Annotated in this window: 12 protein-coding genes; 6 read left to right on the forward strand and 6 right to left on the reverse strand. The window is 70.7% G+C overall.

The window, feature by feature from the left end; genetic code table 11:
• Window positions 1–86: 86 nt before the first annotated feature.
• A complete protein-coding gene (locus tag ACFW2Y_RS19125; RefSeq protein WP_384880287.1) occupies window positions 87–1166 on the reverse strand; it encodes an NADH:flavin oxidoreductase/NADH oxidase in 1080 nt (359 codons plus the stop codon).
• A 122-nt stretch (window positions 1167–1288) separates the two neighbouring features.
• Here ACFW2Y_RS19125 and ACFW2Y_RS19130 point away from each other — a divergent pair, with 122 nt between their 5' ends.
• Window positions 1289–1642, forward strand: a complete 354-nt coding sequence (locus ACFW2Y_RS19130; RefSeq protein WP_384880289.1) for an ArsR/SmtB family transcription factor — start codon at window positions 1289–1291, stop codon at window positions 1640–1642.
• Window positions 1643–1670: 28 nt separating this feature from the next.
• Here the strand turns inward: ACFW2Y_RS19130 and ACFW2Y_RS19135 are convergent, their stop codons facing one another.
• Window positions 1671–2315, reverse strand: coding sequence for a DUF305 domain-containing protein (locus ACFW2Y_RS19135; RefSeq protein WP_384880318.1), 645 nt, complete (start codon window positions 2313–2315; stop codon window positions 1671–1673).
• Between the two features lie 178 nt (window positions 2316–2493).
• On the opposite strand from ACFW2Y_RS19135, the gene ACFW2Y_RS19140 reads away from it, so the two are divergent.
• Entirely contained in the window at window positions 2494–4032 is a 1539-nt protein-coding gene (locus ACFW2Y_RS19140; RefSeq protein ID WP_384880292.1) for an LVIVD repeat-containing protein, read from the forward strand.
• Here the strand turns inward: ACFW2Y_RS19140 and ACFW2Y_RS19145 are convergent.
• The 4 genes from ACFW2Y_RS19145 to ACFW2Y_RS19160 form a co-directional block, all read right to left on the reverse strand.
• Window positions 4011–4682 (reverse strand): TetR/AcrR family transcriptional regulator, encoded by a 672-nt coding sequence (locus ACFW2Y_RS19145; protein WP_384880295.1) that lies wholly within the window; start codon window positions 4680–4682, stop codon window positions 4011–4013. The two genes, ACFW2Y_RS19140 and ACFW2Y_RS19145, sit on opposite strands and share 22 nt — an antisense overlap.
• A gap of 129 nt (window positions 4683–4811) precedes the next feature.
• Window positions 4812–5504, reverse strand: coding sequence for a phosphatase PAP2 family protein (locus tag ACFW2Y_RS19150; protein WP_384880298.1), 693 nt, complete (start codon window positions 5502–5504; stop codon window positions 4812–4814).
• A 123-nt stretch (window positions 5505–5627) separates the two neighbouring features.
• The gene (locus ACFW2Y_RS19155) at window positions 5628–6563 is read right to left on the reverse strand and encodes a M56 family metallopeptidase (RefSeq protein WP_384880301.1); all 936 of its coding nucleotides are present in this window, start codon (window positions 6561–6563) and stop codon (window positions 5628–5630) included.
• 134 nt (window positions 6564–6697) lie between these two features.
• Complete coding sequence (locus ACFW2Y_RS19160; protein WP_384880304.1) at window positions 6698–7273, reverse strand: DUF5134 domain-containing protein; 576 nt, start codon at window positions 7271–7273, stop codon at window positions 6698–6700.
• 171 nt (window positions 7274–7444) lie between these two features.
• Between ACFW2Y_RS19160 and ACFW2Y_RS19165 the strand changes: the two genes are divergently transcribed.
• The 4 genes from ACFW2Y_RS19165 to ACFW2Y_RS19180 all read left to right on the forward strand — a co-directional run bounded on the left by ACFW2Y_RS19165 (window position 7445) and on the right by ACFW2Y_RS19180 (window position 11434).
• Window positions 7445–7996: a GNAT family N-acetyltransferase gene (locus ACFW2Y_RS19165; RefSeq protein WP_384880306.1), complete on the forward strand. Its 552-nt coding sequence runs from the start codon at window positions 7445–7447 to the stop codon at window positions 7994–7996.
• Between the two features lie 158 nt (window positions 7997–8154).
• The gene (locus tag ACFW2Y_RS19170; RefSeq protein WP_384880308.1) at window positions 8155–9561 is read left to right on the forward strand and encodes a DUF6421 family protein; all 1407 of its coding nucleotides are present in this window, start codon (window positions 8155–8157) and stop codon (window positions 9559–9561) included.
• Between the two features lie 35 nt (window positions 9562–9596).
• The gene (locus ACFW2Y_RS19175) at window positions 9597–10358 is read left to right on the forward strand and encodes an SDR family NAD(P)-dependent oxidoreductase (RefSeq protein ID WP_384880311.1); all 762 of its coding nucleotides are present in this window, start codon (window positions 9597–9599) and stop codon (window positions 10356–10358) included.
• A complete protein-coding gene (locus ACFW2Y_RS19180; RefSeq protein ID WP_384880313.1) occupies window positions 10355–11434 on the forward strand; it encodes a threonine aldolase family protein in 1080 nt (359 codons plus the stop codon). The genes ACFW2Y_RS19175 and ACFW2Y_RS19180 overlap by 4 nt, the downstream gene beginning before the upstream one ends.
• The last annotated feature ends 33 nt before the right edge of the window (window positions 11435–11467 follow it).

Here is an 11467-nt window from a genome sequence, read left to right on the forward strand (position 1 = left end):
CTCCGGGACGCCGTCGTCACTGATGCGGTCAGTCTGCACCCGGCCACTGACAACCACCTCGGAGGCGCTCCCCGTTCGGCCCCGGATCAGATCGCCCAGGCGTACGGTGACGGGGCCGGCAACTCGCCGCCCAACGCGCGGGCGGTGCGGCGCGGCCAGGAGGCGTCGCGCAACAGTTCGCGGCCGAGCAGGACCGCGTCCGCCTCGCCGTTGGCGAGGATCTTCTCGGCCTGCTCGCCCTCGGTGATCAGGCCGACCGCAGCCACCGGCAGCCCGGTCTCCGCCTTGACGCGCGCGGCGAAGGGGACCTGGTAGCCGGGCCCCACCGGGATCTCGGCCGGTCCGCCGTTGCCGCCGCTGGAGACGTCGAGGAGATCGACCCCGTGTTCGCGCAGGAGCGCGGCGAAGCGCACGGTCTCGCCGACGGTCCAGCCCCGTTCGTCCAGCCAGTCGGTGGCGGAGATGCGGAAGAAGACGGGCAGTTCTTCCGGCCACACGGCCCGCACCGCGTCGACCACCTCCAAGGCGAAGCGGGTCCGGTTCTCGAAGGAGCCGCCGTAGGCGTCCGTGCGGTGGTTGCTGTGCGGGGAGAGGAACTCGCCGATGAGGTAACCGTGTGCGCCGTGCACCTCGACCACCTCGAAGCCTGCTTCCAGGGCGCGCCGGGCCGCGTCCGCGAACTGCGCGGTGATCTCCCGGATCCGCTCCGCGGTCAGCTCGGTCGGCACCGGGTATCCCTCGGCGAACTCGACCGGGCTGGGGCCGACGGGCTGCCAGCCGGTGCCCGGGGCGACCGGACCGCGACCTTCCCAGGGCCGGTTGGTCGAGGCCTTGCGTCCGGCGTGCCCGAGCTGGATGCCGGGTACGGTGCCGTGCTCCTTGAGGAAGCCGGTGATCCAGCGCAGCCCGTCGACCTGGGCGTCGTTCCAGAGTCCGAGGTCCGCCGGGCTGATGCGGCCCTCGGGGGCGACGGCGGTCGCCTCGACGAGGATCAGTCCGGCACCGCCGGTGGCCCGGGCCGCGTAGTGGGCGAAGTGCCAGTCGCCGGCGACGCCCGTCCGTGGTCCGGTGGTCTCCGCCGAGTACTGGCACATGGGCGCCATCCAGACCCGGTTGGGCACGGTCAGGGAACGCAAGGTGTAGGGCTCGAAGAGGGCGACGCTCATGACGGACTCCGTTTCGGGATGCCTCGAAGGTCCTCGTACGATAGTCATCGTAGTACGGGGACTGTCAAACTACGAGGATTCTCGTACAATGGATCCCACCCCGGATGAAGTGGAGCCGCCGCGTGACGACCACCACGAACCCGCGCGTCCTCGAGCACCCCGCGCGCGATCGGATCCGCCTCGAAGAGGTGCTGCACGCGCTCTCGGACGCGGTGCGCCTGAGGATCGTGCGGGACATGGCGCGTGAGGGGGTCGAACTGAGCTGTTCGCACTTCGACCTCCCGGTCACCAAGTCCACGACCACGCACCACTTCCGGGTGCTTCGCGAGAGCGGCGTCATCCAGCAGGTGTACCGCGGCACGGCCAAGCTCAACGCGCTCCGCAGGGAGGACCTCGACGCCCTCTTCCCCGGCCTCCTCGACTCCGTCCTGGCCTCGGTCGACGCGCAGGCGGAGCGAGAGGGGGGCGAGGGCTGACCCCCGCCCCTCCGTCGAGCGGCTGCGGCTACATCGAGCGCATGCGGTCGATCTCCGCGGTCTGCTGGGCGATCACGTCGTTCGCCATCTCCTCCACGAGGACGTCGTTTCCCTTCCCCAGGGCCTCGACCGCCATCGTCACGGCCCCCTCGTGGTGCGTGATCATGAGCTTCAGGAAGAGCGTGTCGAAGGTCCCGCCCTTCGCGTCCGCCAGCTCCCGCAGTTGCTCCTCGGACGCCATGCCCGGCATCGAACGGTGGTCGTGACCGTCCTGCTCGCGCGGTCCTCCGTTGTTTTTCAGCCAGGCTTCCATCGCGTCGATCTCCGGGCGCTGTGCCGCCGCTATCCGCTCGGCGACCTTCCGCACCCGGGGGGAGGAGGCCCGTTGCGGGGCCAGGTCCGTCATCGTCAGGGCCTGCCGGTGGTGCACCGTCATCATCTGCACGTAACGGAAGTCCGCACCGTTCGGCCGCTCGTCGGGGAGGAGGCGGGCGGCCTCCTCGGGGGATATCCGGCGGGCCGGTTCACCAGGCCTTCCCGGTGCCACGACCGTCGGGCCGGTCGGGGTCGAGGCCTGCTGTTCCGCTTCCGGCCCCGACTCGCAGGCGCTCAGGGCGAGTGCGGCGGCGAGGGGCAGGCCCAAGGCGGCGATGACGCGCTGACGGAAGGTCAACAAGGCGATCTCCAGGTGTGCTTGAGGGAGCGACGGCCGCTCCTAGCACTTTCACCGGGGGGTCGGTCGAAAACCTTCCAGGTGTCCACATGGCCATCTGTTGAGATGGTCATGGCAAGGAAGATACTGCCCGGGTCCCACACCCGTTCACAGCCGAACGGACACCAGGGAGGACGGAGTGACTTCGTTGCGTACCCCGCGTACCACCTCCGACACGCGCGACGTGCGCGCCCGGTTCAGACGACCGGGCGCGGCGTCCGTCGCCGCCGGGCTGCTGGCGGCCCTGCTCGCGGCCAGCCCGGCGGCAGCCATCCCCGACCCCGGGTACCCGCCCTCCACGCGGGGCGTCGCAGCCCCGCAGCGGACGGTCGGGGAGGGCTCCGCCGCGCAGGCCGGTGAGGTGCCCGGTGTGGACGAGATCGTCCACACCCCGAACATCGAGCACCTCGCGAACGTCCCCAAGGACGCCCTCAAGGGCTTCAACACGGACCTCGCCTTCCAGGGCGAGTACGCCTTCGCCGGGAACTACGACGGCTTCCGGATCTTTGACATCGGCAACCCGAAGGACCCGAAGACCGTCGCCCAGGTGCTCTGCCCCGGATCCCAGAACGACGTCTCCGTCTCCGGGGACCTCCTCTTCCTCTCCACCGACTCCTCCCGGAGCGACGACTCGTGCACCAGCACGACGCAGCCCGCCTCGGTGAAGGAGTCCTGGGAGGGCATCAAGATCTTCGACATCAGCGACATCGCCAACCCCCGGTACGTCGCAGCCGTCGAGACCGCCTGCGGTTCGCACACCCACACGATCCTGCCCAAGGGCAAGGACGTCTACGTGTACGTCTCCTCGTACTCCCCCAACGTGGCCTTCCCGGACTGCCAGCCCCCGCACGACGGCATCTCCGTCATCAAGGTGCCCCGCAAGGCGCCGGAGCGGGCTGCGGTCGTCAACTTCCCCGTCCTCTTCCCCGGCGAGGGGCCGGACGGCGGCGGCAACCCGGGCGCGCCCACCCATCCCGGCGTCTCCAAGACCACGGGCTGCCACGACATCACCGTGTTGCCGGGGGAGGACCTCGCCGCCGGCGCCTGCATGGGGGACGGCATCCTCTTCGACATCAAGGACCCCGAGCACCCGCGGGTCATCGACCAGGTCCAGGACAACGTCAACTTCTCCTTCTGGCACTCCGCGACCTTCAACCAGAAGGCGAACAAGGTCGTCTTCACCGACGAGCTCGGCGGTGGCGGCGGAGCCACCTGCAACGCCGCCGTCGGCCCGAACCGGGGCGCCGACGGCATCTACGACATCGTCGGCAAGGGCGACCGGCGCAAGCTCGTCTTCCGCAGCTACTACAAGATCCCGCGCCACCAGGCCGACACCGAGAACTGCGTCGCCCACAACGGCTCCCTCATCCCGGTCAAGGGCAAGGACCTCATGGTCCAGGCCTGGTACCAGGGCGGCGTCTCCGTCTGGGACTTCACCGACTCGACCGCACCGAAGGAGATCGCCTACTTCGAGCGCGGCCCGCTCTCCGCAACCGGTCTTTCCGTGGGCGGCTCCTGGTCCGCGTACTACTACAACGGCCACATCTACTCGAACGACATCGCCAAGGGCTTCGACGTCCTGAAGCTCTCCGACCGGCGCACGGACCCGGCGAAGCGGATCCGGATGGACCGTCTGAACGTCCAGTCCCAGCCGGACTACTTCGACCTCGACGACTGACCGGAGGAGTGACGGCCGGCCGGGTGCCGGGGTGACGGAGCGCCGTCGGGCGGACCCCCGTCCGGCGGCGTCCCCGCCTCCCAGTCGAGTCCGTACCGCTGGAACAGCTCCGACCGCAGGCGCGCCAACGGCATCGGGGCCCCCGGCAGCAGCACCGCCACCACCGCGCCCATCAGCAGGGCGCGCAGGAGCGGGTAGTCCGTGTCCACGTCCGCGGAGCCGTACCGCGTGACCGTGTCCCGCAGCAGGAAGGCCAGGCGCTGCTGCTCCTGATCCTGCACGAAGCCTTCGGCCTGCAGGATCAGTGCCATGTGCGTCCGCATCAGGGTGGGCCGCTCCACTGCGAGCCCCAGGATCGCGTCGATCGCGCGGGCCAGCCGCTCGTGGCCGTCCTCCGTGCGGGGCTCGCGCTCCAGCGCCGCCTCCAGGGTGCGGTGCATCAGTCTGTGCACCGCTGCCTGGAGCAGCTGCCGCTTGCCCGGGAAGTAGTAGGAGATGAGTCCCCGCGCCGTCCCGGCCCGTTCCGCGATGTCGCCGAGCGTCGTCGCTTCGTAGCCGTGCGCGTCCACCAGCTCCACGGTGGCCTGGAGAATCCGCTCCCGCGACCGACGGCGGAGCTCTTCATTGACCGATGGGCTACGCGGGGACATGCTGGACTCCTGCGTTGACTGGCTGCCGGCCAATATACTCGGCGCATCCCGTCGTCATGCCCCCGTGGCAGGACGACGGGCAGGCCGTCTGTTCTGGGCGACACGGGGGATCGTCCAGAACAGGCGGTTTCACTCCTCTTCTCCCATTCTGCTCCCGCTGCTTCCCGGGTCGGCGGTGTCGTCCTCGCCCTTCTTTCCGGCCCTCCACGCGCCCCTGCGGTACCCGAGCACCGCTGTGACCACGCAGCACCAGCCGAGCAGCCAGCCCTCCAGGACGTCCGAGGGCCAGTGCACGCCCAGGTAGACCCGGGTCCAACCGACCCCGAGCACCGAGGCCACGGCAACGCCCGCCAGGGTGCCCCAGCCGCGCCACCCGGCCCGCCAGTGCAGGGCGAGGACCCACAGCAGCAGCCCGCAGGCGACCGTCGCCGTCAGGGCGTGCCCGGACGGGAAGGCGGCGTACTGAGCGGAGTCGACGGGGTCGCTCCACCGGGGCCTGTCCCGCCCGACCAGTGCCTTGAGCCCCTGCTCCAGCCCGACGGCGAACAGGAGGGTGCCGACCACCCAGAGCGCCGCCCTGCGCTCCCGCCGCCACCACAGCAGCACGGCCGCACCGGCGCCCAGGGCGCGCATCGTCCAGGGGTCCCACGCCCAATCGCTGAGCACACGGTTGAGGCGGGTGAACCCGGGGTGGGCGAGGGCGCTCCGGTGGAGCGCCTCCGCGACCGACCGGTCGAAGGAGAGCAGCGGCGACCATTGCACGGCGACGAGCAGGAGCAACAGGGCGGCCAGGACTCCGGATGCCACGGCTGAGGTGCGCATGAGCCGATCCTGCCCGACCGGGCGCGCCCCGCGTGTCCCGGCGGGGCCCCGTGTCCCGCCGGTTTCGGGTCCCCCGCCCTGCGCCGTCCGGTCGGCCTTCGTGGTGAGGGTCGCCACGCGTCGTTACCCCAGGGTGCGGAGCACGGGCGCGAAGGCCACGAGCACCGGGACCACGGGGACCAGGGACGCGGCTGCCGTCAGTCGCAGCCGGCGCCCGGCCGTGAGTCGGGGAGTGGCCGTGAGCAGGCGGTTCACCCGCTGCGGCAGATCGGCCTCAGGGGTGTGGCCGGGGCCGAACACGCCGCGGTCCTCGTTCAGTTCGACCAGGGCGAGGGCGACCGTCAGGCGCCCGAACCGACGCGAGGCCACGTCGTCGGCGGCCAGTTCCACCAGTCGGTGCATCTCTTCGCGGAAGGCGGTGAAGACGGGGATGCCCGGGAAGCCCGCGGCCAGCGCCGTCGAGCAGTGCAACAGCCAGTCGTGCCGGGCCCTGGCGTGCCCCTGCTCGTGCGCCAGGACCGCGTCCAGCTGGCGTCCCTTCAGGCGTTGCAGCGCCGCCGTGGTGATGACCAGTCGGGGCGTCGGCCCCGCCATCCACCAGACGTCCGCCCGCTCGCCCTCCAGCACCACGAGCCGCTCGCTGCGCGGCTGCTCCCCGGGGAGCAGGGGAGCACGGACCAGCAGCTCGTTGCGGCGCTGTCGCCGCCGGGCACGGGCCCGCCCGACCTCCCGGCCGAGCATGGCCCCGGACCAGAGCCCACCGGCCGCCAGGAGCACGGCGAGCACCGCGGACCAGGGGCCGGTCGTGGTGAGTTCGTAGGCGTCGACCACTGCGCGCGGTGCGGGTGCGAAGACCTGGCCGCGTACGCCCTGCCAGGCCGTCGAGGCGCTGAAGGTCATGGAGAGCGCGAAGCTCAGCAGCACGGTGGCCACCGTGCACTGCCACGCCCACAGGGCCACCACGGGTTCTCGCTCCACCCAGTCCGCCCGGGCCAGGAGGCGGGGGGCCACGAGGGCGGTCAGGACGCCGAGCAGGAACAGCGCGAGGGAGACCCACATGGGCTCAGCCTATGAGCGCGGTACTCGACGGGGGTATGCCCTCGGACGGCAAGTGACGTACGCCACGGTTTGATTGACCGGAGTGCCCTGGCGTCGGGCCGAACGGTGCCGGGGTCTCTTGGGCGGCTGCGGCCTCACAGGGTGAGCAGCATCGCGAACATGGCGAGCGCCATCGAGAGCCGGCAGGCCAGGGCCAGCTCGGGCCGGTTCGTCCAGGCGGGGCCGGGAACACCGACGGTTGCTGCTGCCGCCACCGGCACGATGCGCGCTCCCGCGTGCAGCGCGTAGCCCGCGTAGTAGAGGAGGAGTCCGCCGGTGAGCAGGGGGACGCCGCCCGGTGCCCCCGCCCCGTGTCCCGCATGTCCCGCGTGGGCCTCCGACCCGCCGGGCACTCCCATCGCCACGGCCATGTAGACCATGGCGAGCGAACCCACCAGGTGGTGCAGGTGGTGACCGCCGCGTCGAACCGCCAGGAGGCCGTGCAGCGCTGCTGCGCCGAACACCGTCGCGTACACGGCCCAGCTCCAGTCGGGCGGCGTCAGCACCGCGGCGGGCAGTGCCATGAAGGCCATTCCGAACCCCATCACCGCCTCACTGCCCGCGGCCCGTCGCTCCTCCCTCGCACGGCCGCGCATCCGCAGCAGGCAGTACGCGCCGGTGGCTGCGCACAGTGCGACCAGGAGCCACCCGGACAGCGCCGGTCCGTGCACGGCCCACCTCCCCCTCGATGCCGTCCCTTCCCGAAGCCATGCCCGCGTGTCGTGCGTCGCACGCGGGCGCACGGGCGCGCACGGATGTACGAGGGGGAGCGGAAGGCGCGCGGGTTAGGCTCGGGGCGATCGCGCACGTCGATCGTCAACGCCCGAGGGGAGCCCCGCAGCATGGACACCGTCACGTCCCGGGAGACCGGCCGGATCAGCTATCGCGAAGCGGTCCTCGACGACGTACCGGCCCTCGTGCCGCTCGTCGAGTCGGCCTACCGGGGCGACGCCAGCCGGGCCGGTTGGACCACGGAGGCGGACATCCTGCAGGGGCAGCGCACCGACCGCGAGGGCGTCGCCGGTGTCATCACCGCTCCCGGGAGTCGACTCCTGGTGGTGGAGCGGGACGGAGAGGCCGTCGCCTGCTGCCAGTTGGAGCACCGGGGGGAGGCGGCCTACTTCGGGATGTTCGCAGTCCGGCCCGAGTTGCAGGGCGCGGGTCTGGGCAAGCAGGTCCTCGCCGAGGCCGAGCGCCGGGTGCGCGAGCTCTGGGATGTCCGGGAGATGCACATGACGGTGATCTCGGTGCGAGCGGAGCTGATCGCCTGGTACGAGCGGCGCGGCTACCGGCGCACCGGGCGCATGACCCCGTTCCCCTACGGTGACGAGCGGTTCGGGCTGCCCCAGCGCGACGACCTGGAGTTCGAGCTGCTGATCAAGCCGCTGAACTGACCCCGGCGCGGCGGAAGCGTGGCTTCCACCCTGACGGACAGGAAAAAATCCTGCCGTCGGGGGGGTCCTGCCGAATAATTTCTCTTGCTCCCCTTGTGTGAAAGAAGCGCCGATGGTTACCGTGTTTTGACGCAAGGTTCTCCTGTGGAGGAAGAGGCATGACGGAAATTCTTGTGCAGGACGTGACCGGTGGGGAGATATCCACCGATGCCCGGGTGGTCGACCACCCGGCTTGGACCGAGCTCAAGAATGCCGTGGAGGAGATCCGTCCCTGGCAGAGCGCAGACGGTTCCATCGACTTCGACGCCGAGGGCGCCCCCGCCCGCGCGCTGGTCGAGCTCACCGTGGACCGCCTCGTCGCGGCCGTGGAGCAGCTCTCCCCGCTCGTGCCGCACGACGGTGCGTACCACCGCGCCCTCATCGCCGACCTGCGTAAGTGGGTCGAGGGCGGATTCGTCGTGCCCGACTTCCTGGACTCCCTGATGGAGTTCCACCCGGCCGCGGGGCGGGCCGACGGGCTCCAGCACCTCGTGCTCTTCCCGATGTACACGCAGAACGGCAACCCGGACCGCAACTTCGAGGCCGTCGTGCTCCGCATGGTCTGGCCGGAGTGGCTCTCCGAGCTGGAGCGCACCCGCTACGACAACCCCGGCTTCTGCGGCATCACCTTCGAGGACTTCACCGCCGGGTACGACACCAACTCGGCCGTCCTCTTCCCGGAGACCGTCGCCGTCCGTGAGGTTCCCGAGCGCTTCACCTGGGGCGGCATCTTCTGCGACCGCGAGGCCGCGCGCTTCCGCAAGGTCACTGAGGCCGCCGTCGACACCCTCGGCATCGACCTGCCCGAGGACATCGCCGCCATGGTCGGCGACCAGAAGCGCTGCGAGCAGGCCTTCGTCCTCTGGGACATGGTCCACGACCGCGCCCACAGCCGCGGCGACCTGCCCTTCGACCCCTTCATGATCAAGCAGCGCCAGCCCTTCTGGATGTACGGCCTGGAGGAGCTCCGCTGCGACCTCACCGCCTTCAAGGAGGCCGTGAAGCTGGAGTCCGAGGGCAACGTGCACGGCCGTGACGTGCAGTACGCGGTCCTCTTCGACCGCATGTTCCGCTTCCCGCTCACCGGTGACCGCAACCGCAACTACGACGGTCTGGGCGGCCAGCTCCTCTTCGCGTACCTCCACAAGAACGACGTGGTGCGCTGGACGGACAACATCCTCACCATCGACTGGCAGCGCGCACCCGAGGTCACCAACCGCCTCTGCGGCGAGATCGAGACCCTCTACCGCGACGGCATCGACCGCCCGAAGCTCGTCCACTGGTTCAAGGCGTACGAGTTCGTCTCCACCTACCTCGCCCCGCACCCGGGATCGAAGTGGGCCAAGGGTCCCGACGCCCTCGACCTCTCCCTCCCGCCGCGCAAGCTCGTCGACGACGTGCTTCCGGACGAGTTTCCGCTCAGCATGTTCTTTGAGGCCCTCGCCAAGAAGATGAAGGGCGTGATCGCCGACACCAAGGGCATCACCGCCGCCGACGTCTCTCGGACCGAGCAGGCCGCCGCGTGAGCGTACCTACGGAGCACACGGAGGAGGCGTCGCCCATGAACGCCAACGGAAACGGCGGGCCGCTCGACGGCGCCGTCATCGCGGTCGCCGGTGCGGCCGGGCCCGCGGGCCGAGCCGCCCTGCTGCGCCTCGCCGAGGCGGGCGCGACGGTCGTCGCCTCCGACGCCGACCCGACGCGCCTCGCGGAGGCCGTCGACGCCGCCCGCTACGCCCACGGTGGGGCCAAGGTCATCGGCGACACGGTCGACCTCCTCGACCTGGGCGCCACGCGTGACTGGGCCGAGAAGACCGAGAAGGAGTTCGGCCGGATCGACGGACTGGTCCACCTCGTCGGCGGCTGGCGCGGCAGCTCCTCCTTCACGGAGACCGACCTCCGGGACTGGGACTTCCTGGAGAAGCTCCTGATCCGCACCGTCCAGCACACCTCGCTCGCCTTCCACGACGGGCTGCTGCGCGCCGGCGGGCGCGGTCGGTACGCCCTGGTCAGCCAGGTCGGTGCCCACAAGCCGCTCGCCAACAACGCCGCGTACAACGCCGGCAAGGCGGCGGCCGAGGCGTGGACCCTGGCCATGGCGGACTCCTTCCGCAAGCTGGGGGGCGACGACGGCCCGCAGGCGGCGGCTGCGATCCTGGTGATCAAGGCATTGGTGCACGACGCCATGCGCGCCGAGCGCCCCAATGCGAAGTTCGCGGGCTTCACCGACGTCAAGGACCTGGCCGACGAGATCGTCGGCCTCTGGGACAAGCCCGCCCAGGAAGTGAATGGACAGCGCCTGTGGCTGACCCCCAAGCCGTGACAGCGGCACTCGGCCCCAGGACCGACGCGCGTCGTCACCACGACCCGTCGGTCCGGGGCTTCGCCAGCGACAACTACGCCGGCGCCCACCCCGAGGTCCTCGCCGCCCTCGCCCTCGCCAACGACGGTCACCAGGTCGCGTACGGCGAGGACCAGTACACCGAGCACCTCCAGCGGATCGTGCACAGCCACTTCGGCCCGACCGCCGAGGCCTTTCCGGTCTTCAACGGAACCGGGGCGAACGTGACCGCCCTCCAGGCGCTCACCGACCGCTGGGGTGCCGTCGTCTGTGCTGAGAGCGCCCACATCAACGTGGACGAGGGCGGCGCGCCGGAGCGGATGGGCGGCCTCAAACTGCTCACCGTCCCCACTCCGGACGGCAAGCTCACCCCCGAGCTCATCGACCAGCAGGCCTGGGGCTGGGAGGACGAGCACCGGGCCATGCCCCAGGTCGTCTCGATCACCCAGAACACGGAGCTCGGCACCGTCTACACGGTGGACGAGATCCGCGCGATCGTCGAGCACGCCCATGCCAAGGGCATGAAGGTGCACCTTGATGGTGCCCGCATAGCCAATGCCGCGGCCTCGCTGGACGTTCCGATGCGGGCGTTCACCAATGCGGTCGGCGTGGACGTGATCTCGTACGGCGGGACGAAGAACGGCATGCTCTTCGGCGAGGCCGTCATCGTCCTCAACCCGGACGCGGTCAGCCACATGAAGCACCTGCGCAAGCTGTCCATGCAGCTCGCGTCGAAGATGCGCTTCGTGTCGGTGCAGCTGGAGGCCCTCCTCGCGAAGGACCTGTGGCTGCGCAACGCCCGCCACGCCAATGCGATGGCCCAGCGCCTCGCCGCCGGGGTGCGCGGCCTCGACGGGGTGGAGATCCTCTATCCGGTGCAGGCCAACGCGGTCTTCGCCCGGCTGCCGCACGAGGTGACGCGACGGCTGCAGGAACGCTTCCGCTTCTACTTCTGGGACGAGAGGGCCGGCGACGTCCGCTGGATGTGCGCCTTCGACACCACGGAGGACGACGTGGACGCCTTCCTCCAGGCACTGAAGGAAGAACTGGCCCGCTGATCGGGCGACGGCACGCAAGCGCGGTCGGACGGG

Origin of the sequence: Streptomyces sp. NPDC058877 (assembly GCF_042742855.1) — a bacterium.
In the GTDB taxonomy this organism is placed as follows: domain Bacteria; phylum Actinomycetota; class Actinomycetes; order Streptomycetales; family Streptomycetaceae; genus Streptomyces.

Bases quoted from the DNA above. Each gene is read 5' to 3' on its own strand.
- ACFW2Y_RS19125 (WP_384880287.1), bottom strand. From the start codon at position 1,166: ATGAGCGTCGCCCTCTTCGAGCCCTACACCTTGCGTTCCCTGACCGTG.
- ACFW2Y_RS19145 (WP_384880295.1), bottom strand. From the start codon at position 4,682: ATGTCCCCGCGTAGCCCATCGGTCAATGAAGAGCTCCGCCGTCGGTCG.
- ACFW2Y_RS19150 (WP_384880298.1), bottom strand. From the start codon at position 5,504: ATGCGCACCTCAGCCGTGGCATCCGGAGTCCTGGCCGCCCTGTTGCTC.
- ACFW2Y_RS19155 (WP_384880301.1), bottom strand. From the start codon at position 6,563: ATGTGGGTCTCCCTCGCGCTGTTCCTGCTCGGCGTCCTGACCGCCCTC.
- ACFW2Y_RS19165 (WP_384880306.1), top strand. From the start codon at position 7,445: ATGGACACCGTCACGTCCCGGGAGACCGGCCGGATCAGCTATCGCGAA.
- ACFW2Y_RS19170 (WP_384880308.1), top strand. From the start codon at position 8,155: ATGACGGAAATTCTTGTGCAGGACGTGACCGGTGGGGAGATATCCACC.
- ACFW2Y_RS19175 (WP_384880311.1), top strand. From the start codon at position 9,597: ATGAACGCCAACGGAAACGGCGGGCCGCTCGACGGCGCCGTCATCGCG.